The sequence below is a fragment of the Bacillus cereus group sp. BceL220 genome (genome assembly GCF_051776965.1).
In the GTDB taxonomy this organism is placed as follows: domain Bacteria; phylum Bacillota; class Bacilli; order Bacillales; family Bacillaceae_G; genus Bacillus_A; species Bacillus_A cereus.
The window spans coordinates 101398-127532 of the sequence record NZ_JBPWBC010000004.1; the positions used below are offsets into that span (position 1 = coordinate 101398).

The following is a 26135-nucleotide window of genomic DNA, read 5'->3' on the forward strand; positions in this document are numbered from 1 at the left end:
CTTTAATTAGAATATTTAGCTATCATTTCTAATAATTTATCTTTTGAATCTGAATGTATTAACATTTCCACATTTTTTTGTTCAGATAGCATCTCACTTAATTGTGCTAATGCTTTTAAATGTGTTTCATTATCTATAGCCGCTAGCACAATAATCAAATTAGCAGCATGCTCTTGTTTTTCTGAAAATGAAACACTTTCTTTTAACTGTAGTAAACTCATTCCTAGCTGCTTAACTCCTGCTTCTGGACGAGCATGTGGTATTGCAATTTTAGGTGCAATAACAATATAGGGACCTAATTTTTCTACATTTACAATCATTTCATCAATATATTCTTCAATGATATATTGATTTTGTAATAACGGTTCAGCTGCTACCTTTATCGCATCTTTCCAATTATCAACTCGATTTTGTAGTTGAATAAACTCTTTAGTTAAAAGTTCGTTTAACATTGGTTTATATTTCTCCTCCTTCTCAAAATACACCGGACCACTCATAAATTCAGTCAATTCTCTTTTTAAAGATTGCTCATCTACTACATCGGAATATTTTCGAATAATTCCCATGACTACATCAACAGAATCCTTTTGATTCTCACCATACAATACTCCATTTACGTTTCTTAAAAGAGATGCTTTTTCAGAATCAGTTAGAATTGGATTCACCTTAAAAACAGGTACCCCTCTCTTCTCAATTTCAGTAGTTGTAATAATACAATCTACATCAAATGTATTTGATTCATATTCTCGCTTTGAAATTGCATTTAATATATCCACATTTGAAAATAATTTTTCTAATTGGTATTGCAACATACGTGATGTTCCAATGCCATTCGGACATACAAGTAGCGCAGTTTTCCGCGGATTGGGAACGATTCCTTCTTTCCTCATCCACGCTCCAAAATGCATAGTAATATATGCAATCTCATCATCTGAAACAGATTTTCTCACATATTCTTCAAAATGATGAATCACTTTTTTTGTAAGACAATATACCTCTTTATAATTTTGCTGAATCGTATTCAGTAATGGATTTTCAATATCTATTCCATACTTCACCCGATAAAATGCGGGTTTCATATGCAAATATAGGTCTGAAGACAGCCCGTTAAAATCTTCAAATATAACGCAAGCATAGTCCTGAAATTCTTTAATCATCCTGTCAACAACCAAATGTATTTCATCCTTATTATTTTTTTCATACATATTTTCCTGGTAATTTACTTTTGCACCTAACAAATGCGTCGTAATATAATAAATTTCATCACTTGGGAATTTAACAGCAAACTTTCGCTCAAACTGCTTCGCGATATACTTTGCTGCTTCAAATTGCTTTGAATCTCGAAGAACATTTTTTTCTGCTTCTTCCATTTCAATGTACTGTCCTTTTAAAATACGTCTATGGAACAAATACATGTAAACGCTTAAATTTTCAAGCACCTCATCTGTATATTGGATACCTAAAAACTCTTCACAGTTTGAAAGAATATTTTTTATGTTGTAAAGTGTTTCTCGTTCCAGAGTATCTTTTTCATTCCTCATGTCAGTTATAATGCATTTTACTTGTGATATTAAATACTCCCAGCCGTTTTTGGAAATAATGTGAGAGAGACTGGAAATTAACAAATTTCGTTTATCCTGTTCATCTCCAGCAATTTGATAGCCTGGTTTACGCCCAAATTGTAATAATAAATCATACTTATTTAGTTCTACTTTTAGCTTTTTTAAATCTGTAAGCACAGTATTACGACTTACTTGTAAAAGGTCAATTAAGTCTTCTAATAAAATTCTGTTTTCCTTTATGAGTAAGCATAAAATTAACCATATTTTTCTTTCTTGTGGAGAATATTCATATTGATCACTCGTAAATTCATTTAATTTTTTTACTATTATCTGTTTCGTTTCATTATTTAAGCAATAACCTAGAGGCCGGATATATTCAATTGAATGTAGCCCTTCCTCTTCTAACCAATCTTCAATCTTCTTAATATCATAATAAATTGTTCGCTTAGAAACTCGAATTACATCAATTAATTGATTTATAGACACATAACCTTCTGCTTGAATAATTTGTTGCAAAATATTTACACTTCGATTACCTAATATCATATATGGTGTACACCCTTTCTATACTTGTTCACTAATTGACTTGCAAGTATAGATACTAACTTTGCAAAATTAGATTTTGTAATCGTTTTCTATTAATATAATATCTTTTATTACCTCCAAATATAAGTCCAAATTTTGTTTTCTCTGTAGTGCAATGATTGTGCTTTAAAAATTACTTCAGCATACATTCCCCCGATGGAATACTTTATTTTCCTTTAATTCTAAAGTTCCCCTCATTATTCATTTACAGCAATGACAAAAAGATCTTTAGAATTTTTAATATAGCTTAGCACATATTAACCATAAGGAGTGATATGTATATGGAGTTTCTCTCATCTGAATATTTGTCTGCCTTACTTGCCATCATTGTAATCGATTTAGTGTTAGCCGGTGATAATGCCATCGTAATTGGATTAGCAGCAAGAAGATTACCGAAAAACCAACAAAAAAAAGTTATTATATGGGGTACTGTCGGGGCAATCGCTATTAGAGCCCTCGCTACCTTAGTTGTCGTTTGGTTATTAAAAATACCTGGTTTACTCCTAATTGGCGGTGTACTTCTTATATGGATCGCTTACAAGTTGATTGCTGAGGGCAAAAATCATGATATTAAAGCCGAAGAAGGATTTTGGTCTGCTATTAAAACCATTATTATCGCTGATGCGTTAATGGGCATTGATAATGTACTCGCTGTTGCAGGAGCTGCCCATGGTAACTTTTCTTTAGTAATCATTGGTCTATTAGTTTCTATTCCTGTAGTCGTATGGGGCAGTACATTGATTTTAAAATGGGTGGATCGTTTTCCTGTCATCATTACGATTGGAGCAGCGGTTTTAGCTTATACTGCTGCAAAAATGATTGTAGATGAGAAATGGTTTGCTGGATTTTTCGAAAGTAACCCTTTCATTAAATGGGCATTTATCATTATTATCATCGTCGGTGTAGTTTTCTTCGGAAAGGCAAAACAAAAAGCAACAGCTAGTTCTGTCTAATAATGATGGTATATTTACAAATAAAAAGCGCTATTCATATGAATAGCGCTTTTTTTTATTTAGCTTCCCCTTCCGGAGTCGTTTTTACCTTCGTTTTGTTTTTATCACGATTGTTATAGTTATACTTCGAACGATCTACTGGAGTGAATCCTTCCGGTGTGTAGAATCGTAATAAGTCACCATTTACGACTTGGTCAGAGTATTTTAGTGAGTTTTGAACCATTTGTTCATTTTTCTTTATTTCATCTGTAAATTCTACAGGTTTTCCAGTTGTTGTATCATAGTATTTGCCGTTTAGTGCAGTAACAGTTGGGCTTACGTAGTTACCGTTACGGAACGCAACGACTTGTTTATGCTCTGGTGATAATAAATCTGAACCGAATTGAACATAGTTTTTCGTATCTGTACCTAGTAAGTGTAATAACGTAGGAAGAACGTCAATTTCACCGCCATATTGATGTTGTACGCCACCTTTCACTCCTGGTACACGAACGATTAAAGGTACACGTTGTAACTGTGCATTTTCAAATGAGTTCATTTCTTTACCCATTACTTTTGACATTGCTGCGTTATGATTATCTGAAATACCGTAATGGTCTCCGTACATAACGATAATTGAGTTATCATATAAACCAGATTGTTTCAAGTAATCGATGAAGCCTTTTACAGATTCATCTAAATAGCGTGCTGTTTGGAAGTACGTATCTACTGATGAATCACCTGTTGTTGCTGGTTCAATTGTTGCTTCTGCCTTATCAATTGGATAAGGGAAATGGTTCGATAACGTAATAAACTTCGTATAGAACGGTTGTTTCAACGTTTGTAATAACGGAATAGATTCATTAAAGAACGGTTTATCTTTTAATCCGTAGTTTACTACGTCTTTTTCATTCATATCGTAGTATGACGCATCAAAGAATTTATTAAAACCAAATGATTTATAAATATCGTCACGGTTCCAGAATGTTTTGTAGTTACCGTGGAATACTGCTGATGTGTATCCTTGTTGTCCTAAAATAGCTGGTGCTGATTGATACGTATTATGAGATTTCGTTGTAAAGACAGAACCTTGTGGTAAACCAAACATTGAATTCTCTAACATAAACTCCGCATCAGATGTTTTCCCTTGTCCTGTTTGATGGAAGAAGTTATCAAAGTATAGTGTATTCGCATCTTTTGTAAATGAGTTTAAGAACGGTGTAACTTCTTGACCATTTAATTTGTAATCAATTAAGAAGTTTTGGAATGACTCTAAATGAATATAAATTACGTTCATTCCCTTTCCTTTACCGAAATACTCAGGATTTGGACTTGCATAAGTTGATGTTAAATAATTTCGTACTTCTGTCATATTATCGCCATCAGCTAATGCTCGTTCTGTCGATGCTTTCGCACTTTGAATTCCATCATAAATTGTGTAGTTGTATGCCCCTAAATATTTCACAATATAATTACGGTCAAACGTTCTTGTTAATAATTCAGGACGGTCAGACTCTGCAAGACCTAAGTTAACACTGAATAATAAAATACCTGCTACAAATACTAGAGATAATTTATGCTTCGCAACACGAATTGGTTTTGGATTTACGAATTTTGTTGCGACTAACACAATTAATATAATCGTGTCTAAGAAGTATAGTGGATCATAAAGATGTAGCAACGCAAGAATACTACCACCTAAATCTCCAAAGTTATTCGTTTGTGTTAATGTCGGGAACGTAATAAAGTCACTGAAAAAGCGATAGTAAACTACGTTTGCGTATAAAAGAATCGACAATAACAAGTTGATAACGATTAACCAAATATAAGATCGTTTCCCTTTTGCAAATAATGCAAGTCCTAAAAATAGAACTGCTGAACTAAGCGGGTTGAAAAACAGCAAGAATTTTTGGATTGTGTTTGAAATTCCTAAATTAAATTCCGTTACATAGGCTGCATACGTTTTGAGCCACAATAAAATAACGGCAAACAGAAAGAATCCAAAATGATTGCTTAACACACTTTTGCTCTTTAATAAGAACTGTTTCATTTCTCCACCTCTTTTAATCATCCAAGGCTTATTTTTTATAAGTCTGTCTCTCTATTCAAATTTTCTTCTTCAAATAGATTATCTTTATTTAACTATATGAAGAATATTAGTAATTATAATTTGAAGCTAGTATTTATTCAACTATTTCTTTTTAAACATTTTGACCTTGGTTTCTATTTAACAAAATAAATTTGTAACATTTCCTGTTTTCTCCCAAGATTCATCCACTAATTATGACATCCCATACTATATACCTTTATAAACTCATTCGCAAACTATTCTATCTCCAATTTTGGTACATATTTCACATGACAAAATAATGTTATTTAATTATATTGCTCACCTTACATTCCCCTGCTTCAACTAAATCTTAAAGTCATTACATCTCTTCCGTACATGAAAAATCCTCATGTTCACTAATATTATATTTGAATAATTATTCATTTGCCCCACCAGTGGTGTTATGTTTTCTCGACAAAAAACTCGCTCTAAAAAGAGCGAGTTTTTTCATGATATATTATTGACCTTTGTACATTGCATCTACTTGTTTTTGAAGTTCTTCATTTTCTAAGTACTCATCGTAAGTTGCCTCTTTATCGATTACACCGTTTGGTGTTACTTCGATAATGCGGTTTGCAATTGTTTGTACGAACTGATGGTCATGAGATGTGAATAACATTGTACCTTTGAAAGCAATTAAACCGTTGTTTAATGCAGTGATAGACTCAAGGTCTAAGTGGTTCGTTGGATCGTCAAGTGTGATTACGTTCGCACCACTTAACATCATTTTAGATAACATACAACGAACTTTTTCGCCTCCAGATAATACAGAAACGTTCTTCTTAACTTCTTCACCTGAGAATAACATACGGCCTAAGAAACCACGTAAGAAGCTTTCTGACTCATCTTGTGGAGAGAATTGGCGTAACCAATCAACTAAGTTATAGTCACTGTTCTCAAAGTATTTAGAGTTATCTCTTGGGAAGTAAGATTGAGATGTTGTAACACCCCATTTGAATGAACCGCTATCTGGCTCCATTTCACCCATAAGGATTTTAAATAATGTTGTCATCGCGATATCGTTACGACCGATAAATGCAACTTTATCACCTTTATTTAAAGTGAAGTACACATTATCTAACACTTTTTCGCCATCAATTGTTTTAGAAAGGCCTTCAACAGTTAATAAGTCATTTCCTATTTCACGCTCAGGTGTGAAGCCAACGAATGGGTAACGACGTGATGATGGTCTAATATCATCTAATGTAATTTTATCTAATAATTTTTTACGAGAAGTTGCTTGTTTCGCTTTAGATGCGTTTGAGCTAAAGCGTGCAATGAAGTTTTGTAACTCTTTTACTTTCTCTTCTTTTTTCTTATTAGCATCTTGTGTTAATTTTAAAGCTAATTGGCTTGACTCATACCAGAAGTCATAGTTACCAACATAAAGTTGAATTTTACCGAAATCAAGATCAGCCATGTGCGTACATACTTTATTTAAGAAGTGACGGTCATGGGATACAACGATTACTGTATTTTCAAAGTTCATTAAGAAGTTTTCTAACCATTGAATCGCTTTTAAGTCCAAGTGGTTGGTAGGCTCATCTAGTAATAGAATATCAGGTTTACCGAATAATGCTTGAGCAAGTAATACTTTTACTTTCTCTGCACCAGTCAATTCTGATAATTTTTTGTCATGAAGATCTTCACCAATACCAAGACCTTTTAGAAGGATTGCAGCTTCTGACTCAGCTTCCCAACCGTTAAGCTCAGCGAACTCACCTTCAAGTTCTGCAGCACGCATTCCATCTTCATCACTAAAGTCTTCTTTCATGTAAATAGCATTTTTCTCTTGCATTACTTTGTAAAGTTGCGTGTGACCCATAATTACTGTTTCTAATACTGGGAACTCTTCATATTCGAAGTGGTTCTGTTTTAATACTGCTAGACGCTCACCTGGCGTAATATGTATATCACCTGTTGATGGTTCAATTTCTCCAGATAAAATCTTTAGAAATGTTGATTTACCAGCACCGTTTGCTCCGATTAAACCGTAGCAGTTACCTGGCGTGAATTTTATGTTAACATCTTCAAATAATTTGCGATCCGCGAAACGCAAACTAACGTTACTTACTGTAATCATTTGTGTCCTCCTACTAATACCGCTTATTTCAGCGTTTTCTCACCGATTGTCTTAAAAAATCGCATATTACGACTCAATTATTGTAGACTATAGCTATTATATAGTAGAAGCTGGATGAATAGCAACGATTGATTACCTTTCTATAATGAAATCGGATAGTTTTTATCCATTCCCCTAGCTATTGTATGTATATCATTGACCTCTTTCTCATATAACCATTCACTTCTCATTCTGTAATACATTGGATTCATTTTTCATTCAAAATTTTATATATAGAAAAACTGTAGAGAAATCATCCCCTACAGTCTTCACTTATTTCGTATTTATTATCTTTTCTTTATAACTCTTCAATTTACTCGTTAACCCCATTAAAGCAGGTAACAATATCGGCATCACGATTAAAGCTAATAGTAATAGTGCAACGCCAACAACTGATGCTACTTGTATAAGTGTTAATACACCTGAAGGGATTAATGCTGCAAATGTCCCTACTAAAATTAGCGCCGCTGATAATACAACTCCTCCTATATGACGAGATGCGGTTATAATTTTCGTTACCGAATCCCCTTCTACCTCGTTATAGCGCATCATTACGAAAATACTATAATCCACTCCTAAAGCGACAATCATAATGAAGCTAAAGAATGGAACATTCCAGCTTAATGACTCTACATGTAATACATGTGCACTAATTTGTTCGCTTATACCAAGCGATGCAAAGTACGCTAATAGTAATGAGCCAATAATAAATATTGTATTTAATAATGAACGTGTAATTACCATTAATACAATCGCAATTCCAAATAACATAATCGTAGCTGTACGTAAGAAATCTTGCCCCGTTACTTCTTTTAAATCAACGTTTCTAGCTGTTGTTCCGCCAATTGCTGTTTTCGCATCCTTTAATTCCGTTCCCTTTACAGTGCCCTCGATTGTTTTATTGATTTCTTGAATAATCGGCATTGCTTCTTTTGAATACGGATTTACATCTAAAATGATGATCATTTTAGCAATCTTTCTATCTTGTGACATGTACGTGTTCAATGCTTTTTGGAAATCTCCTCCCTCTAACACTTCTTTTGGAATATAAAACTTCTCAGAGCTTTTCGATTCATTGAGCTCCCCTAAATATTCCTGCGCATCATGCAGGCCATTGCTTACTTTTCCAAGCCCTTCTGTACTTTTAGATAAACCGGATTGTAATTGCCCCATCTTTTCCTGCAGGTCTTTAAGGCCCGTTAAAAGTTGCCCTTGCCCATCGTTTATTTTCGTTAATCCAGATTGCAACTCAACTGATTTATTTGCAATTTGTTTTGAACCTGCAGAACCCTCATTTAATCCATTTTTAAGATCCGCTGCTCCCTTTTGTAACTTATTAACTCCATTGCCCACTTCTTTTAAGCCGTTATCTACTTTCAGTAACGATTGATTCGCTTCTTTAAATGAACTCATTGCCGTTTTGTGCTGCGTTGCTAATTGATTTAATTCATTTGAAAGTACGCTTAATTTCTTTTGAGCCTCTTTAGCAATTCCTATCGTTTGTTGTATGTTTGGATCATTCGCTAATTCTGGTTTCGTTTGAACGAAATTGGTCATTAACATTTCAATTTGTTCATATCCCTTTTTCGCACCATCAATCGCTTGAGAAATACTTCCGAAGTATTGATCGTAAGAGTTTAAACCTTTTTCTAACTGTGCATAACCAGCATGCAGCTGCGACGTTGCATTAGATAGAACATTTATATTTTCGTTTACTGAAGCTAAACCACTCTCAGTTTGCTGTGCTCCTTGTGCACCGTCGTTTATGCCATTTGATAATTGATGTAAAGCTGTTCCTAATGCTGATACCCCGTTTTTCGCCTCGTTCGTTCCATCAATTAATTTTTGAACATTCGCAAGACTATTTGAATCATTACTTCCCATTTTATTTTTCGCATCCGTTAATCCATCATTAATTTCCTTTATGCCACCATCGGCATCTCCTAATCCTGTATTCAATTCTCCCGCTTGCTTATTTAAATATAATTCTTTTATCTTCTCACCAGTTGGACGTGTTGGTGCATATACTTCTGACACACCTTTAACTTTCGAAATTTTATCAGTTAATTCGTCTAAAATTTGTAGAGAAGTTCCTTCATCCAGCTTTTTATCAGATTGAATGACTAATGTACTTGGTGAAGAGAAACCAGGCGGAAAATGATCTTCTATTACGTTAATACCCATCTTTGATTCATACTTATTATCCACTTCAAATAAATCATTGTAATTTAGTGTATTAGAGTATTTTAATACGAAAGGAATCGATATTACGAATACAATGATTAAAGCGACAAATGGCCTTGCTACTGAGTTTTTCGCAAAGAATCCCCATAAGCGACTATCCTCATGACCTTTAAATGTTTTAACTGGATAAAACATTCCTTTTCCTAAAAGCACCATGAAGAATGGATTTAAAGTCGTTAATACGAGTAGTAATACTAAAACACCAATTGCTACCGCTGAAGTAGATTGATATAATTTAAAACTTGCTAACGCAAGTGATGCAAAACCAATTAGCACCGCAATTCCGCTATATAATACAGTTTTACCTGCTGATTTAAATGTTTCTTTCGTAGCTAAAAATGCATTTTCTTGTTTACTTAATTCTTCTTTAAACCTCGTATATAATAAAATATTATAATCTGTTCCTACCCCAAACAGGACGACGACTACAAACACTTGTGTAAAGTTTGAAAATGGAAAATTAAATTGATCTACAAGCTGAGCAATAATCCCCATTGAAACTAAATACGATATACCAACTGTAAGAAGAGAAACAATTGGAACAACTGGTGAACGGAATACGAGGATTAATACTACAAGAATGAAAATGATTGAAATAACTTCTGTCTTTTTCACTCCCTCTTGAGAGGATTTAAGAAAATCACCCGCTATTAAGTCACTTCCTGTTAAATACGTTTTTACCTCTTTCGTTTGCACTTTTTCATGCAGATTATTTGAAACCCTTGATATTTCACCATGTTTTTTATCTATCGATATTTGCGTTAAAATAGTCGTATTATCTTTAGAAACTAATTGTTTCTCCAAGTCTTTATTATCTAAATGTGAAACAACTTCCTTAATTCCTAATTGCTCTTTTTCATTTTGCAGGGCGTTGATCGTTTTTGTTATTTCCTTCTTTTGTTCATCTGTTAAAGCTGCCTTATTGCCACTATTAAATACGGCGATAACTTCGTATTTTTCAACCCCTTCTTTATCCATTTCTTTGATCATTTTGTCAGCAATACTGCTTTGTTCTGTATTAGGAATTGTAATTTTCCCTTTTTCCTTCACTAGTTTATCCATATTAGGCATTGTTACGACCATTGTAATAGTAATAACGATCCATAATAGAAAAGATAAACTTCTCCAACTTTTTAGGTTGCTCATTTGAATCATCTCCCATTTTTAGCTTGTCATGTTAAGCTAGGAATGAACATTCATTTCTATCCTTTTAAAACTATCATTTCGGAATGAACGTTCATTCCTATCACTCTATTAAATTATTTTTAAAACCCTTTTAAATTACCTTTCACGGAATGAATATTCATTCTCTTAGTACTACAAATATATCATCCCCTATTTCATTTTAAAAATCCATTTCGGAATGAATGTTCATTCCTTTCCTTATAAAGCTATAGAATCAAATGATTCTAATAGCATTCCAAGAGCTTTCTTCCAATTCTTTTACTAATTCTTTTGAGTATTCTAATTGCCCTGTCGCCATTACTTTAGTTAATTTTTCTAGCGGTTGGTATACAATGATAATTAATGCAACTGGAGGCAATGGACGGAGAAACCCTTTTGCGATTCCATCTTCTATAATATTCATAAAGAAGCCTATAAAATCGTCAAATATTTTCTTACTCTGTTCATCAAGAAAATAACTATCACAGTGAGAATTTGTAAAAAGAAAAGCATCCACATTGTTTCTCGCAAATTCAAATAAACGGTTGTATGTATGACTAAACTGTTCACGAATATTTGCTTCAACAGGAAAATCTGTTTTTATCATTTCAGATAGTTGCAACATACTTTTTGAAAATAATGAGTTAACGAGTGCCTCTTTATTTTCAAAATAGCGATAAATCGTACCAGCGCCGACATTTGCTTTTTCAGCGATCATCGGAATTGTCGTACCATCGTAACCACGCTCTGCGAATAGTTGTATAGCTGCTTCAAAAATGTCTTCTTGTTTATTTTTAGCCATTTTTCTCACCTCAATTTTAAGGAATGAAAATTCATTCCTTTTTTAATTATAAATTAGATGGATTAAAAGTCAAGTGTGTGACTACGCAAATGTAGCATTTTCAAATAACACACTCACTTAGATTTCAATGCATTTTTTGAATTAACACTTCAAAAAAATTCTTTGTATCATCGTGACTTAAAATGCTCAATATATCTTGTGTCTTAAAAAATTGAACTTGACTTATTTCATTATCTTTTGGATTCAAATCTGTTCTATCACCTATATATTCTACATAAAACATAGTTGTTTCTTGTTTTTCAAATCCAGTTTTCACTTTTAATTCTTCAGGAAACTCAAAGCAAATTTTATCTTCCATTTGTTTCATAACTATAAACTTTTTTGAACCGGTTTCTTCTTCAAGCTCTCTCAATATAGCACTTTCTAAGTCATTATCTGTATGTTTTAATCCGCCTTTAGGAAAATCCCACTCCCCCTTTGACAAATTGTATTCTCCTTCTATATCGCTTATTTTTACCTTATGTACCAATAAAAATTCACTATTTTGGAATATGATTGCGCCTACAGCTTGCCTAATCATTCTATTTCCCCTCCTAAAATAATGCTTTCATTCTATTAATTGAAAAGTACTATAATAACTGTTTTTCATTATAGTACTTTTTTAATGACACATTGCACAGTGTATTAATTAAAAGAAATCATAAATAAACGGCTTACGCACTGGTACTAAATTCTCAAATGACCACATTGCCTCTTCGCTTCCGCTAATTAATTCAAGTTCGTTTAGTTCTAATGGACGTTTGTATCCAAACATTATTGTCGATAGTGCATTTATATCCAGTTTGATTCCTTTTTCCGTTGTTTCTTCTACAATTGTTATTTCATGATTTGCAAGTCTCACTGTTACGTTATTCCACGGAGCAAATGCGTCTGTAATGTGTAGGATCACTTCTTGCTGTACATTGTTCCAATTCAACTCATATTGTTTTAAGAACTGCTCTACATCTACAATTCTGCCCATAAAATATGGTTTCACTTCTGTCTTCACGCGTGGCTCTTGCAATGTATATAACAACGGTTCGTTTTCACTTACTGTCATTTCAAGTTCTTTAATCATAGAATCATGCTGGCAAATAAAGTTCCACAGACCATTTCGTGCTTCATTATGCAGTGGTACAAATTCTTCTACTGTCATTTTATAGTTTTCTATTTTATATAACATGTAACCAGCTGCCGTTTTATTTTCATCATAGTAAATCGCTAATGCTAAATCATCATAAACCACTTGTAACCACCAGTTCTTCTCTCGAACTAACATACCTGAAAAACGTTCTGCAAAAATTTCATATAGCTTCTCGACTTCTTCTGGATGATTTTCTTTATTGAAACGTTTCACGGTGCCATTTACTTGTTTTTTCATAACTAAATCGCTCTTAGTCATATGACATACGAGAAGATTCGCACAAAGTTCCCAGCCGTATTTACGGTAAAATGAAACAGAAAATGGATGTAACATCGATACTGTATATCCATCTTTTTTCATCGTTTGAAGAGAATGCTGAAGTAGCTCTTTTACATACCCACTTCTTCTATACTCAGGATACGTCGCTACCCCTGCAACGCCGCCCATTTTAAATGTTTCTTTTCCTATGTATATATGAAATGGAATAAGATGTAGTTTTGCTGCTAAGTCTTCCCCTTCCATAATGCCGTATATTTCATGACTTTCTTTCATTCGAGTGATTTGCTGCTGCAATCGTTCCTCATTTACTTTATATTGAAAAGCGTATTCTGATAAACGCAATGCTTCTCTAAATTTGTCTTCTTTTAATTGTATGACATTCATATAATTCTCCTCCATTCCCTGATTGAATTGTATAATAATTCTTACTATTGTAGTTCGGTAAGTGAAATTACACAGACGTTTCAACAAAAAATATCGATTTTACAACAACCTAACATAAAAAAGCAGATACATAATGTATCTGCTTCTCATCACCTTATTTTGCTAACTTTTGAAGTTCATCAAAGAATGTAGGATATGATACACCTACTGCTTCTGCATCTTCAATAATTGTTTTTCCTTCTGCCAGGCAGCCAGCAATCGCAAGCATCATTCCGATGCGATGATCACCATAACTATTTACTGTATTGCCTTTTAGAGCTGATTTTCCGTAAATGATCATGCCGTCATCAGTTGCTTCTATGCGAGCTCCTAGTTTCGTTAACTCAGCAACGACTGTATCAATACGATTTGTTTCTTTTACTTTTAATTCGTGTGCATCTTTAATTACTGTAATTCCTTCCGCTTGCGTTGCCGCTAATGCGATTACAGGAATCTCATCGATTAATCTAGGGATAATATCTCCGCCAATTTCAATTCCTTTTAATGAAGATGTTTCAATTGTAATATTTGCAGCTGGTTCTGATGCCCCTTCGTTAATTAGATCTACAGTGAACGTAGCACCCATTTTCTCTAAAACATCAATAATACCTGTACGAGTTGGATTCATTCCTACATTTTGTAATACTAGTTTACTATTTGGGATGATTGCACCTGCTACTAAGAAAAATGCTGCTGATGATACGTCACCTGGCACTTGAATGTCTGTTGCTGTTAATTTTTGTCCACCTGACAGCTTCACTGTTTTCCCTTCGCGAGTTACTTTAACACCAAATGCTTCAAGCATTCTTTCCGTATGGTCGCGTGAAATATGTGGTTCTGTAACAGCTGTTACACCTTCTGCACGAAGACCTGCAAGTAAAATAGCTGACTTTACTTGTGCACTTGCAACAGGAGAAATATATTCAATTGCTTTTAAATCTCCGCCACGTATTGTTAGCGGTGTAAATGTTCCTTCTTCTCTGCCGTCAATGTTTGCACCCATTTGTTTTAATGGGTTTGTTACACGCTTCATCGGTCTTTTTGCGATAGACTCATCACCTTGTACGCAAGAGAAAAATGGTGTGTTAGCTAATATACCTGACATTAATCGAATTGTTGTACCAGAATTACCAACATCTAATACAGCTTTCGGTTCTTGTAAACCTTCTAATCCTTTACCAACTACAATAACTTCATCACCGTTTTGCGTAATTTCTACTCCCATTTCTTTAAAACATGAAATAGTACTTAAACAGTCTGCACCGGGCAAGAAACCTTTAATTGTTGTTTTCCCTTCTGCAATCGAACCGAACATAACAGCACGGTGTGAAATGGATTTATCACCTGGGATTGTAATATTGCCATTCAATCCGTTATTAACAGGTTGTATTGTTCTTTCTTTCACGTTTTTCACCTTCTCATTTAAATTGTTTCATAAGTTTGGTATTCTTCTTCTCCAAGCGCTAGCTTTGCTTTCATACGATCTTCTTCCCTTTGGAAACTAATACGTAATACCCCAAGCAGTCCTTCACGCGCTTCTAATATTTGCAAGTTCGTAATACTAATTTCCTCGCGCGCTAAAATACTCGTAATATGAGCCAATGCCCCCACCTTATCTAATACATCAACGTATAAGTCGTGATAGGCAGGAATTGCACCACTCTTTCTTACTGGTAAAGAATCACGGTATTCTTTCGCATCTGCAAAATAGTTTTGAATCTCGCCTGCATCTCCGGTAGAAACTGTCTTATATAAACCTTCCATTTCAGAGATCCACTCTTTTAATAATACCATTAAATGCTCTCGATTTTGCTTTACAATATCACTCCACATTTTCGGACTACTAGATGCGATACGTGTAATGTCTTTGAAACCTCCAGCAGCGAGTTGATGAATGAGCGGATTATCTCCTGCATGTTTCTCAACTTGCTTTACTAAACCTGCTGCGATAAGATGCGGGAAATGACTAACAATCCCTGTTACATAATCATGTTCTTCTGTATTTAAAACAAGAAAATGTGATCCTGTTCCTTTTAACCATACTTTAAGGTCTTCTACTTGTTCATTTGGTACATGATTCATCGGTGTTAAAATGTAAAATGCATTTTCAAATAAATGCGCCTTTGCGCTTTCAACTCCCGTTTTATGAGAACCCGCCATCGGATGTCCCCCAATGAAAGAAACTTCCTTTGAAAATAAAGCTTCCGCTTCGTTCATAATAGACCCTTTTGTACTACCAACATCAGTCACTATAACATCTTCTCGTAAACGGAATGACGCAAGTTTGTGTAATAGCTTCTTCGTTTCTTCAACTGGAGAAGCAAAAACAATTAAATGTGCCTCTTCACATGCACGCTGTAAATCAACTGCTACTTCATCTACTACGTGTAATTCTTTTGCACGCCCTACTTGCTCTTGAAATATATCGTACCCTGTTATCGTTACATCGTGCTCTTTCTTAATTGCTAAGGCGAGAGAGCCTCCTATTAAACCTGTTCCAATTAATACTACCTTTTTACGCATTTGCCTCATCTCGAGACTTACTTTTTTTATTTTCAAAGTGTTGTTTTAACACTGAAATCACTCCTTCATTTTGCTCCCTTGTTCCAACTGTAATACGGACACCATTTGGGAATGGACGAATAATAAACCCTGCATGTGCACAAGCTTCATAAATCTCTCCGGCGTTATCTACCGGTAAGAAGATGAAATTAGTTTGTGACGAATAAAATGGTATTTCATTTTCCTTACAGAAACTCTCGTATTGCTGTAATCCTTCTGTATTCACGCGAACTATTTCTTCAATAAACTCGTCATCACCAAAAGCAATCGTAGCTGCTTTTTGCGCTAATGAAGATACGTTAAATGGTAAACGTACGACATTTAATTTCTCAATTAGCTCTTCCTGTCCGATCGCATATCCAACGCGGAAAGAAGCTAATCCGTATGCTTTAGAAAACGTTCTAAGTACAAGAATGTTTTTATGTTTTTCTAAAAGCGGTAATGTCTCAGGAAAATCTTTTGCTGTTACGTATTCATAGTACGCTTCATCAATGACAATTAACGTATTTTCACTAATGCCTTCAATAAATTGAGTTAATTTTTGCTCATTCACATATGTGCCCGTCGGGTTGTTCGGATTACAAATCCATACGATTTTCGTATTATTATTTACCGCTGACGAAATTTCGTCTAAATCGTATACACCGTTATTTAAAGGAATTTCTATCACTTCACAGCCTTCAATAATTGCATGATGACGGTACTGCGGGAATGTTGCACCAGCCGTTACGATATTATCTCCTGCTTTAAGTACTGCACGGCTTATCATTTGAATGACTTCATCTAAACCACTACCACAAAGTACTTGTTCTAATTGTACATGTAACTTATTTGCAATTGTTTGACGGAGCGTCGTAGCACCTCCGTCAGGATATAAAGCATGTTCCAACCAAGATTTTTGCAACTCTTCTAAAACTCTCGGTGAACAACCGAATGGATTTTCATTCGATGCTAATTTCACAAACGAATGATCTCCGTACACTTCTTTCATTTGTTCTGGTGATTTACCTGGTTTATATGGTTGTAATGATGATAGTTGATCTTTTACTTGCACGTTAAACCCACCTTTTTATTAAAATTCTTTTGCGTAGTTATTGTGTTGCATAATGTTTTGTTTTAATAATTCCATACGATCTTTTCCGAATTGTTCGACTAGTGCATCTGCAAGTTCCCATGCCACAACAGATTCAGCTACTACACCCGCTGCTGGTACTGCGCAACTATCAGATCTTTCAATACTCGCTTGGAATGCTTCCTTCGTATCAATATCAACGCTTGCTAACGGTTTGTATAATGTAGGAATTGGCTTCATAACGCCTCTTACGACAATTGGCATACCTGTTGTCATACCGCCTTCTAAACCGCCGGCATTATTCGTTTTTCTCGTGTATCCTTTTTCTTCATCCCACAGAATTTCATCATGCACTTTACTTCCTGGTTGTCTTGCCGCTTCAAAACCTACGCCAATTTCAGCACCTTTAAATGCATTTATACTCATAATTGCACCAGCAAGTTTTGCATCTAATTTACGATCGTAATGAACGTAACTACCAACGCCAATTGGCATACCTACTGCAATAACTTCCACAATACCACCGATTGAATCTCCGCTACTTTTTGCGTTGTCAATCGCATCCATCATTTCTTGCTCTACTTCTTTATCTAAACATCGAACTGGTGAGTTTTCAGTTATCGTTTGAATTTCTTCAATCGGTAAGTTTGAAATATGTTTTGCTTTTACTCCACCAATTTCAAGAACATGTCCTGCAATTTTTACGCCTAATTCGCTTAAAATTTGTTTTGCAACTGCACCAGCAGCTACACGAACTGTCGTTTCTCTTGCAGATGAGCGCTCTAATACGTTTCTTATATCACGATGACCATATTTAATTGCTCCATTTAAATCCGCATGTCCTGGACGTGGTTTTGTAATTGTACGTTTCATGTCTTTACTTTCTTTTTCAGAAATTGGCTCAGCACCCATTACTTTCGTCCAATGTTTAAAATCATCATTTTTTACGATTAACGTAATCGGTGATCCAAGTGTCATCCCGTGACGAACACCACTTACAATTTCAACTGTATCTGTTTCAATTTGCATGCGTCTTCCGCGTCCATGACCTTTTTGTCTTCTTAATAATTCTTTATTAATATGTTCCGCCGTAAGTGTCAAACCTGCTGGTACACCTTCTAAAATAACTGTTAACTGCGGTCCATGTGATTCTCCAGCTGTAATGTATCTCATTTCTCTTGCCCCTTTACTATTTTTTTGTACAAAAAAGTCCCTACTGAGCGCTCAGTAGGGACGATGTTTATCGCGGTACCACCCTAGTTGTAGACAACTGTCGTCTACCTCTCTTCTTCTTTAACGATCGTTTGACCGTCTTCCCCTCCATAAGTTGTGAGAAAGATGCTCCAAGGCTGTAATTCATGCTTACCTTTGTACTGATTCACACCAGCCATCAGCTCTCTTTAACAGTGAGATAAGCACTACTGTTTCCTCTTCAACGCATATATGATATGGAATTAAGATAATTTATTTTTGAAACCTTTTAACTCATCCATGAATCTATGGAATTCTGGAATGTCCATTTGTTGTGCAGAATCTGACAATGCAACTGCTGGATCTGGATGAACTTCAGCCATTACTGCATCTGCGCCAATTGCAAGTGCTGCTTTCGCTGTTGGTAATAATAAATCTCTGCGTCCAGTTGAATGTGTTACATCAACGATAACTGGTAAATGTGTTTCTTTCTTTAAAATTGGTACTGCAGAAATGTCTAATGTGTTACGTGTTGCTCTTTCGTATGTGCGGATACCACGCTCACAAAGAATAATTTGATCGTTACCTTGCGCAATGATGTATTCCGCTGCGTTAATGAACTCATCAATTGTTGCTGCTAATCCACGTTTTAATAATACTGGTTTGTTAACTTTACCTACAGCTCGTAATAAATCGAAGTTTTGCATGTTACGTGCGCCAACTTGAATTACATCAACGTAGTCTAATGCCATTTCAACATCGTTCGGATTTAAAATTTCACTAATAATTGCTAAGTCGAACTCGTCTGCTACTTGGCGTAAAATTTGTAGTCCTTCTACTCCTAAACCTTGGAAATCGTATGGAGATGTTCTCGGTTTGAATGCACCACCGCGCATTAATTTTAAGCCTTGGTCTTTCATCGCTTGCCCTACTTGACGAACTTGCTCTAAGCTTTCTACTGCACAAGGTCCCATTATGAACGTTTGTGTTCCGTTTCCAATCAATTCACCTTTTACATCAACGATTGTATTTTCTTGTTTCTTTTTACGTGATACTAGTAACGCTTTACGGTTATCATCTTCTTGTAACTCTAAGCTTGCTTTGAAAATCGTTTTGAAAATATGTTGAACTGTTGATGTTTCGAATGGTCCTTCGTTATGCTCTGCGATCATATCAAGTACTTCACGCTCACGTACTGGATCAAAGCGTTTCGTACCTTGTACTTGCTTTTGCTCTCCAATTTTTTGAACGATTTCACCACGTTTGTTTAAAAGGTGTAATAGTTGTAAGTTAATTTCATCTACCTGTTTACGTAATTGATCTAATTCATGATTTGCCATTTGGAAATCCTCCTCTAATGTTTTAAAAGTATAGTAAGAGAATAAAAGATTCTCTATTTTCTGAACTGGTTAATTATACAAATTTATAGTGGAATCGATACCTCTTCTTATTTTAAACTAATAATTCGTACAAAGACATGAACTACTAGTTAAAAAGCCACTTTTTTGTACAAAAAAGCCCTACTGATCCAATCAGTAGGGACGATATTTATCGCGGTACCACCCTAGTTGTAGACTTCTTTCGTCTACCTCTCTTCATTGTTAACGATCATCTGACCGTCTTTCCCTTCATAAAGACAATACTATCTTTACTACGAAAAAGATGCTCCAGGACTGTAATTCGCTCTTGTTTTTGTACTGGTTCGCACCAACCACCAGCTCTCTGTTACAGGGAAACAACAACTACTGCTTTTCCTTTCAATGCATGACTATTTTATTTTCAAGTTGGACCACTAAAATACAAAAAGTCCCTACTGAATAAATCAGTAGGGACGATATTTATCGCGGTACCACCCTAGTTGTAGACTAACTTTCCGTCTACCTCTCTTCACTGTTAACGATCAATTGACCGCTTTTTCCTCATAAAGACAAACTATCTTTATTACGAAAAAGATGCTCCAAGACTGTAATTCATGATTATCCCTGTACTGGTTCACACCAACCACCAGCTCTCTGTTACAGTAAGACTAACCACTACTGTGATCTCTTCATTGCACTTTGTTTATTCAAATGTTTTTGAAATTGAATAAGTATGATTCGTATTATAGAACGCTTTTCAAAACACTGTCAACAACTTTTTATATATTTTTTTAAATTCCACTTTCGTCCTATAATTCTTCTTGTAAATCACCCATTACAATTCCTATGCGAATTATTTCATTTTCTAGTAAATGTAAAACATATTCCTCTACTTCATACTGAACTAATAATTCTTTTATTTGTATGATTTCTTTTTCAAATAAAACGGCTTCTTGACATGTTTGTAGTAAAATAAAAAACACATTTGCAAACATTTCTTTATGCGCTTTCATACTTTCTTTTTTATGAAGCATTTCAATCAATAACTGCTTCATTTCCTCACCTGTACATTTACCATTTACACTTGAAAATGCACGAGACATAATACATAATCCTTTTTCTAATATTTCATCCATGTATAAAATAATACGTAAAAGCATTACATATTCTCTCGCTGTTATCTCACCCATTTTTGGTCGTTCTCGCAAAAATACACTGAGCCAAGCTGTCCAAAATTTTTGTTGTTCTTTTACACTTAATGTTTTGACGTAATAGCATAAAAACTGCATAAATTTAATTTTATTTTCTTCATTTTCTAGTATGAGTAAAGGGTATAACCAATCTGTTTTTTGCTCCCAATATAGTACACATTTAATAAATACAAAGCTAAGCCACTTCAAGAAAGCTTCCCTCGTATGCGGATGTAATACTTCCAAATGTTCTATCGCATACTTAATAAAACGCTTCATTTCTGTAAATAAAGGTAAATTTATTTGCGTGTAACATAAACCAGCCCATGCATATTCCGTAATTTCATTTTGTTTTTTTAAATCTAAGTATGGTAACAAATATTTTCGGCACCATTGCTTTTCAATATGATATAGAAATGTAATATCTGCTATTAAACGAGCAAACATAAAGTTTGTTCGTACTGAATTAACTCTTACTTGTTCTTCAAATAAAAATAAATATTCATATACATTACGATCGTATAAATGATCATATGATAACAACTTTAATAATACAGCCGTCATTTTTCCAACAGGATGCTGAATTGATTCATTGTAAAAATCTTGTTTTCCAAGCTTAAAATCCGTATCACTTTTCATAACTTGAGGAAACACTGAAAAAGCAAAGCGTTTTACAACACGTATACTATTCTCTTCTAACTCTTCTAGTCGATTACTAATTTCATATAGAAAACTACTAATTAACCAATGAAAAGCAGTATTTCTAACAAATTTCTGCAATAACGGAATAATTTTTTGGATTTGATCATTTGTCAATCCTCTGTTATTTCGCCATTCTCTAATACAAACAAACCATACTTCATTACTTATTTCTTGCACTCCTACTAATTGATATGCGAATGAAATACTCCACTCTGTATTCAATTTACATGCTTTTGATAACATCTCTAAAAAATGGCGTTGTTCAAAAACACCATCTTGCGAAAATTGCCGAACTTGCTTCATAATTTCAACATCTTTCAGCTGCAATAATCCGTCAGCTGTTACATTACAAGTAATGCTTTGCGCTGTATCCTCTTTCTTTTGTACACTGTATCGTTCAGAATGAAAATGAGGATGCTTTTGCTTCATTAACTCATACCCATTTGCCGTAGATGGACTATTTGAATCACACTTGAATAATAAGTCTAATACGAGACATGCATCAAATACCCTCTCTTCTGTAAGATGCTTTATTACAGTTCGAGTGACTTCTTCTTTTGTTTTTTCTAAACAATGTGCATAATGACTTTTTAAAAGTTGGAAAACTTCGTGTTTATAAGTGAAATCTAAAAGAAGTCCTTCCTGTAACAACCATTTCATTTTGTCATCTACACGAACAAAAATATTTTTATTCATCGCATCAATTGCAATTCGCTTTTGAAGTACACTATTCGCTTCTATCATTTCTGTAATATAATAATCCGCTTTTTTCTCATTGTTTTCACATAAATAAGTTAAACACTCTTTTACAATTTGTATTAAAAATGCAAGATCATTTTGATGAAATTCTTTTTCTACATCTTCCTTATTTCTCTTTTTCAGTGCCATTTGTCTTAACGACAACATTCTCAATTTTTCTAATCCGATCATCATAATTGGAACAGCATAATAGGCGATATATGGCCTCATCTTTTCGTTCCAAATTTGCTCCACATGAGAAAATGTAGATACTGGTAAGCGACTCGATTCCTCGAGTTCTATTGATTCTTGCGTATCATTTCCCCATTTTCTTACACGTTTCAACTTCAGCTTTCCGTCTAAAATAAAAGTTAGTAACAATAAGGCAATTTCTTTATGCTCAGGAAAAGAACATTTTTGCAATAACTTAGAAATCTTTTCTATAGAGCTACTATCTTTTTCAGCAGTTTCTAATAAAAGGAGTGTCCACCTGGCAAACAACAATGGGTCCATCTCACTCTTCGTTTCGTTTAAGTAGTTACAAATTGTTTTCCATAATAACGTTGATATTTTAGAATAGTTTTTATAAATTAATTGAAATAATTCTTTCTGATGACTAAAAAGAAATTGTTCCACTAACCATTCTGCAAGTAATTCATCTACTTCATTATAGTTTGGCGTAAGCATAAACAAATTTTGTAATTTACCTTCTGCTTCTAACCATTCGACCCATTCATAATCGTGAGCAAATTCCACAAAGTAACGAACTGTTTCAATTTTTTTAATTGATTGCTTTATGTATGATAATTGTTCCTGTTCTACTGACGGGGGAACCGTTACAATATCCCGAATACGCATTCTTTTCGTAATATAATTATCACCCATTAATTCCGCCCAGCGTTTTACTGCTTTTACGAGAGATTGATGATTATTCACTTTATTCGGATACACAATCGGTCTTATCCCTAAATGTTCCCAGTGGTACGTATTTTCTCCTTGTGCGACAAAAGCAAATCGTCTTGTACTTGGTGGTAAACCAGTTGCTAAATATTTCATTACTGGGTCATTATGACTATATCCAACGAATAAAACGGTGTAATTTGAGAATAGATCGACTAAAAATCTTCTCGCCCAACCTTCCGTTAAGTAAGCCCTTCCAAAATCACCGTCTGTTAAAATTAAAGCCTCTTTCTCCTGTTCTACATTACCATGTATATAAGCAAGACCTTTAAAAGCTCTCCCAGTCGGTAAAGCTGGAGCGTAATAAACATTGATATCTCTATTTATTTCTTTAATTGCAGTTGTAAAATGTTGATCAAAATTTGTTGTTACAATGCGGATATCTGTATCTAAAGGAAATAACCTTGGAATTGCATAATGTAATGGATTCGGTTTTGATTTCTCTATATGAACAAGATCTCTTGCGACTTGATGTACATCTTTTGTTTTCGCAATTTTACCAAGATAATAATCATGTGGTTCTGTTATTTCACGCTTTTCGACATATAACGTTTTTGCAATTTCATCAACTAAATCATCAAAATTTGGTAAGTTTGATTTCCCTTTCATAGAAACTCCCGCTCCAACAAATAACACTAACTTTCCTTGCTCAATGTGATCAATTAACTCATCTGGAATTTCTACTTCTGAAGTAATCCACATCCTGGATTCCCCCTTACCTAAAAATGTCATACACTCTCATTTTACTATAACATTTTTTCGTTATTTTTATAATATTTAGACTAAATTCCGAACATGAAAAAGTTTTATGTAAATAAATCCGTTACAATGTATGAACTACAGAATTTATTGAAAAACTATGTATAAATCGGAGGTGTAAATTTTGAATGATTTCACAGTAGTGCTTATCAAGTTTATATCATGCATTATCGCATTTAGCATTGGGCTTGCTTTATTTTTCCCTGCAACGTTTGTTCAAATTATTTCATTCAGTCTCTTTGTTACAATCGTATCCTACATGTTCGTTGATAAAATTATTTTAAATCGAATTGGCAATACTGGTGCCATTATGTCGGATTTCTTATTAACATATTTAAGCGTATGGATTTTCGGTAATATTTTATTAGACAACTATATGCAAATTGCATGGGGCAGTATCCTTTCTGCCATCGTCTTCACTTTATCTGAAGTAATCGTTCATCGCTTCTCTAACTCTCATACAAGGCACAACAATGATAACATTCGTATTAATCGCCGCTTTGCATATGGTACGGAGTTTGCTGAAGAACAAAATATATTGGATAAAGACAAGAAGAAGTAACATTTTAATGCAGGAGCGCCCTTTTTAATTATGTGGTGCTCCTTTTTTGTATTTTTTCATTATGGTACGTGAAATTATATAAACGATTATTTCAAAATATCGACTTACCGACAATATTTGACGCTATTTTTCTAATAAAAAAAACTGCCTCTTATTTAGAGGCAGCCACTTTCAAGTCTTTTAATGCAACAACATCCGCAAACGCTCCCAATACTGTGTTATGATGTTTCACAATATCTTCAGCACGTAACACTTCTGTATTAAATGTACTATGCGCATCACTCACTAACGTTACTTTATATCCTTCACTACATGCTCTGCGCGTTGTCGTATCTACACAATACTCTGTTTGCATTCCCGAAAGAATAACGTGTTCAATTCCTTTCTCTTGTAACACTTCGCTTAAGTTTGTCTTATGGAATGAATCTGGCGTCGTCTTTTCAACAATATCATCCCCTTCTTGCGGAGCGATGGTCGGATGGATTCGCCATCCATCCGTACCTTTTTCTAACGGATGGTCTTTAGGACCATTATGTTGGACATAAATAACTGGAATATCATTTGAACGACATTCCCCAATAAGCTCTTGCAATGTTTGTAAAAACTTTTCCCCATTATGTACTGGCATTCCAGCTGTATACATACCGGCTTGCACATCAATTACGATTAATGCTTTTTTCATTTCGCACAGCTCCCTTCGTTTATATAAGCCATTGCATATTCATTATAATTGTTTGTATTCCATCATCCAACAATCTTCTAGTTCCCCCTCATGCAGCTCATGTTCCTTTAAAATCTTTACTTTTTTAAATCCGCATTTTTCATAACACTTTATCGCTCGTTCATTATTTACTTTCGGATCCATTGCGATTGCTTCTGCTCCCATTTCACCCATAATGTATGTAATTGCTGCCTGAACGAGTTTTTGTCCAATTCCTTTTCCCCAATAGGCTGGTTCACCGGTAAATTGATCCATTCCCCATACATTTTGTGATTCTTTATAGCCATATATCGCTTTCCACTCTGAATCAACTGGGTACATTTGTATGTAACCAATCGGAACGGTATCAAATTCTATTAAACATCTATTTTCATTACTGTTTGGACTATGCATAAAATGATCAAGCACCTTTGCTACAGATTGCGGATTATCTCGTCCTTCGTAATACCGCAGGACTGCTGGGTCCGTTAACCATTTAGAAATGATAGCTGCATCATTTTCCATTACGTATCTAATCAATAAACCTTCTTTTTGAAAAAGCATATTATACCTCTATTATTCCTTTATATTTTTTCTTGATGTTACATCTTTCATTGCACCTACTAATGCATATGGTAGTAATGTAATCGCAAAAAATGCTGTAAATACGTTAAATTGCGGGATTGTATAGAGTGTGAACCATTCAGTGAAAAATTGAGAATTTAATATTCTATTAAAAAACTCTCCGCCTGGCCTAAAGTTTGGTGCCCACGCAGTTATTTCACACAAAATAAACAGTAACTGAACAATAAAAAATGCCCCTAGATAACGAAACCAAGTCCGTTTCCATATAGGTTGTGCATTTTTTAATATACCCCCCATCTAATCCCCTCCTTAAATATCCATCATATTAATTATACACTTTCCTCACTTTA

The 26135-nt window shown here is 34.4% G+C and carries 18 protein-coding genes and 3 other annotated features; of the genes, 2 read left to right on the forward strand and 16 right to left on the reverse strand.

What is annotated here, in order from left to right; genetic code table 11:
• Nucleotides 1-2: 2 nt before the first annotated feature.
• Nucleotides 3-2108: a BglG family transcription antiterminator gene (locus ACS2FK_RS12705; protein WP_063547654.1), complete on the reverse strand. Its 2106-nt coding sequence runs from the start codon at nucleotides 2106-2108 to the stop codon at nucleotides 3-5.
• A 320-nt stretch (nucleotides 2109-2428) separates the two neighbouring features.
• Between ACS2FK_RS12705 and ACS2FK_RS12710 the strand changes: the two genes are divergently transcribed.
• A complete protein-coding gene (locus ACS2FK_RS12710; protein WP_063547656.1) occupies nucleotides 2429-3100 on the forward strand; it encodes a TerC family protein in 672 nt (223 codons plus the stop codon).
• Nucleotides 3101-3155: 55 nt separating this feature from the next.
• Here the strand turns inward: ACS2FK_RS12710 and ACS2FK_RS12715 are convergent, their stop codons facing one another.
• From ACS2FK_RS12715 to ACS2FK_RS12770, 12 genes are all read right to left on the reverse strand, one after another.
• Nucleotides 3156-5129, reverse strand: coding sequence for an LTA synthase family protein (locus ACS2FK_RS12715; protein WP_000808777.1), 1974 nt, complete (start codon nucleotides 5127-5129; stop codon nucleotides 3156-3158).
• 517 nt (nucleotides 5130-5646) lie between these two features.
• A complete protein-coding gene (locus ACS2FK_RS12720; RefSeq protein ID WP_000633860.1) occupies nucleotides 5647-7272 on the reverse strand; it encodes an ABC-F family ATP-binding cassette domain-containing protein in 1626 nt (541 codons plus the stop codon).
• A 312-nt stretch (nucleotides 7273-7584) separates the two neighbouring features.
• Nucleotides 7585-10701, reverse strand: a complete 3117-nt coding sequence (locus ACS2FK_RS12725) for an MMPL family transporter (protein ID WP_063547658.1) — start codon at nucleotides 10699-10701, stop codon at nucleotides 7585-7587.
• 253 nt (nucleotides 10702-10954) lie between these two features.
• Nucleotides 10955-11521 (reverse strand): TetR/AcrR family transcriptional regulator, encoded by a 567-nt coding sequence (locus tag ACS2FK_RS12730; RefSeq protein ID WP_001107311.1) that lies wholly within the window; start codon nucleotides 11519-11521, stop codon nucleotides 10955-10957.
• Between the two features lie 124 nt (nucleotides 11522-11645).
• Nucleotides 11646-12101 carry an NUDIX domain-containing protein gene (locus ACS2FK_RS12735; protein ID WP_000620963.1) on the reverse strand — a complete coding sequence of 152 codons (456 nt, stop codon included), beginning with the start codon at nucleotides 12099-12101 and terminating at the stop codon, nucleotides 11646-11648.
• A gap of 108 nt (nucleotides 12102-12209) precedes the next feature.
• A complete protein-coding gene (locus ACS2FK_RS12740) occupies nucleotides 12210-13367 on the reverse strand; it encodes a GNAT family N-acetyltransferase (protein WP_063547660.1) in 1158 nt (385 codons plus the stop codon).
• Between the two features lie 154 nt (nucleotides 13368-13521).
• Complete coding sequence (gene aroA / locus ACS2FK_RS12745) at nucleotides 13522-14811, reverse strand: 3-phosphoshikimate 1-carboxyvinyltransferase (RefSeq protein ID WP_000664625.1); 1290 nt, start codon at nucleotides 14809-14811, stop codon at nucleotides 13522-13524.
• A 17-nt stretch (nucleotides 14812-14828) separates the two neighbouring features.
• Nucleotides 14829-15929: a prephenate dehydrogenase gene (gene tyrA, locus ACS2FK_RS12750; protein WP_063547662.1), complete on the reverse strand. Its 1101-nt coding sequence runs from the start codon at nucleotides 15927-15929 to the stop codon at nucleotides 14829-14831.
• Nucleotides 15922-17022, reverse strand: a complete 1101-nt coding sequence (gene hisC / locus ACS2FK_RS12755; protein ID WP_063547664.1) for a histidinol-phosphate transaminase — start codon at nucleotides 17020-17022, stop codon at nucleotides 15922-15924. The genes tyrA and hisC overlap by 8 nt, the downstream gene beginning before the upstream one ends.
• Nucleotides 17023-17040: 18 nt before the next feature.
• Complete coding sequence (aroC, locus tag ACS2FK_RS12760) at nucleotides 17041-18213, reverse strand: chorismate synthase (RefSeq protein WP_063547666.1); 1173 nt, start codon at nucleotides 18211-18213, stop codon at nucleotides 17041-17043.
• A 53-nt stretch (nucleotides 18214-18266) separates the two neighbouring features.
• Nucleotides 18267-18485, reverse strand: a binding site (T-box leader).
• Nucleotides 18486-18494: 9 nt separating this feature from the next.
• On the reverse strand, nucleotides 18495-19571 hold the full coding sequence (locus ACS2FK_RS12765; RefSeq protein ID WP_001273575.1) for a bifunctional 3-deoxy-7-phosphoheptulonate synthase/chorismate mutase: 1077 nt from the start codon (nucleotides 19569-19571) through the stop codon (nucleotides 18495-18497).
• 194 nt (nucleotides 19572-19765) lie between these two features.
• Nucleotides 19766-20001 (reverse strand) — a binding site (T-box leader).
• 54 nt (nucleotides 20002-20055) lie between these two features.
• Nucleotides 20056-20291: a binding site (T-box leader), on the reverse strand.
• Between the two features lie 107 nt (nucleotides 20292-20398).
• The gene (locus ACS2FK_RS12770) at nucleotides 20399-23881 is read right to left on the reverse strand and encodes a DUF4020 domain-containing protein (RefSeq protein ID WP_063547668.1); all 3483 of its coding nucleotides are present in this window, start codon (nucleotides 23879-23881) and stop codon (nucleotides 20399-20401) included.
• Between the two features lie 181 nt (nucleotides 23882-24062).
• Here ACS2FK_RS12770 and ACS2FK_RS12775 point away from each other — a divergent pair, with 181 nt between their 5' ends.
• Nucleotides 24063-24500: a YndM family protein gene (locus ACS2FK_RS12775; protein WP_000997702.1), complete on the forward strand. Its 438-nt coding sequence runs from the start codon at nucleotides 24063-24065 to the stop codon at nucleotides 24498-24500.
• A 151-nt stretch (nucleotides 24501-24651) separates the two neighbouring features.
• Here ACS2FK_RS12775 and ACS2FK_RS12780 read toward each other — a convergent pair whose 3' ends face one another.
• Genes ACS2FK_RS12780 through ACS2FK_RS12790 form a run of 3 tightly spaced genes read right to left on the reverse strand, consistent with a single transcriptional unit; the run spans nucleotide 24652 to nucleotide 26082 of the window.
• Entirely contained in the window at nucleotides 24652-25182 is a 531-nt protein-coding gene (locus ACS2FK_RS12780) for a cysteine hydrolase family protein (protein WP_063547670.1), read from the reverse strand.
• A 42-nt stretch (nucleotides 25183-25224) separates the two neighbouring features.
• Nucleotides 25225-25764 carry a GNAT family N-acetyltransferase gene (locus ACS2FK_RS12785; RefSeq protein ID WP_063547672.1) on the reverse strand — a complete coding sequence of 180 codons (540 nt, stop codon included), beginning with the start codon at nucleotides 25762-25764 and terminating at the stop codon, nucleotides 25225-25227.
• Between the two features lie 12 nt (nucleotides 25765-25776).
• Nucleotides 25777-26082: a YfzA family protein gene (locus tag ACS2FK_RS12790; RefSeq protein WP_063547674.1), complete on the reverse strand. Its 306-nt coding sequence runs from the start codon at nucleotides 26080-26082 to the stop codon at nucleotides 25777-25779.
• Nucleotides 26083-26135: the final 53 nt, after the last annotated feature.

What these genes read in the sequence shown, in the direction of transcription:
- ACS2FK_RS12705 (WP_063547654.1), bottom strand. Translation starts at nt 2,108, where the DNA reads ATGATATTAGGTAATCGAAGTGTAAATATTTTGCAACAAATTATTCAA.
- ACS2FK_RS12710 (WP_063547656.1), top strand. Translation starts at nt 2,429, where the DNA reads ATGGAGTTTCTCTCATCTGAATATTTGTCTGCCTTACTTGCCATCATT.
- ACS2FK_RS12715 (WP_000808777.1), bottom strand. Translation starts at nt 5,129, where the DNA reads ATGAAACAGTTCTTATTAAAGAGCAAAAGTGTGTTAAGCAATCATTTT.
- ACS2FK_RS12720 (WP_000633860.1), bottom strand. Translation starts at nt 7,272, where the DNA reads ATGATTACAGTAAGTAACGTTAGTTTGCGTTTCGCGGATCGCAAATTA.
- ACS2FK_RS12725 (WP_063547658.1), bottom strand. Translation starts at nt 10,701, where the DNA reads ATGAGCAACCTAAAAAGTTGGAGAAGTTTATCTTTTCTATTATGGATC.
- ACS2FK_RS12730 (WP_001107311.1), bottom strand. Translation starts at nt 11,521, where the DNA reads ATGGCTAAAAATAAACAAGAAGACATTTTTGAAGCAGCTATACAACTA.
- ACS2FK_RS12735 (WP_000620963.1), bottom strand. Translation starts at nt 12,101, where the DNA reads ATGATTAGGCAAGCTGTAGGCGCAATCATATTCCAAAATAGTGAATTT.
- ACS2FK_RS12740 (WP_063547660.1), bottom strand. Translation starts at nt 13,367, where the DNA reads ATGAATGTCATACAATTAAAAGAAGACAAATTTAGAGAAGCATTGCGT.
- tyrA (WP_063547662.1), bottom strand. Translation starts at nt 15,929, where the DNA reads ATGCGTAAAAAGGTAGTATTAATTGGAACAGGTTTAATAGGAGGCTCT.
- aroC (WP_063547666.1), bottom strand. Translation starts at nt 18,213, where the DNA reads ATGAGATACATTACAGCTGGAGAATCACATGGACCGCAGTTAACAGTT.
- ACS2FK_RS12765 (WP_001273575.1), bottom strand. Translation starts at nt 19,571, where the DNA reads ATGGCAAATCATGAATTAGATCAATTACGTAAACAGGTAGATGAAATT.
- ACS2FK_RS12770 (WP_063547668.1), bottom strand. Translation starts at nt 23,881, where the DNA reads ATGTGGATTACTTCAGAAGTAGAAATTCCAGATGAGTTAATTGATCAC.
- ACS2FK_RS12780 (WP_063547670.1), bottom strand. Translation starts at nt 25,182, where the DNA reads ATGAAAAAAGCATTAATCGTAATTGATGTGCAAGCCGGTATGTATACA.
- ACS2FK_RS12785 (WP_063547672.1), bottom strand. Translation starts at nt 25,764, where the DNA reads ATGCTTTTTCAAAAAGAAGGTTTATTGATTAGATACGTAATGGAAAAT.
- ACS2FK_RS12790 (WP_063547674.1), bottom strand. Translation starts at nt 26,082, where the DNA reads ATGGGGGGTATATTAAAAAATGCACAACCTATATGGAAACGGACTTGG.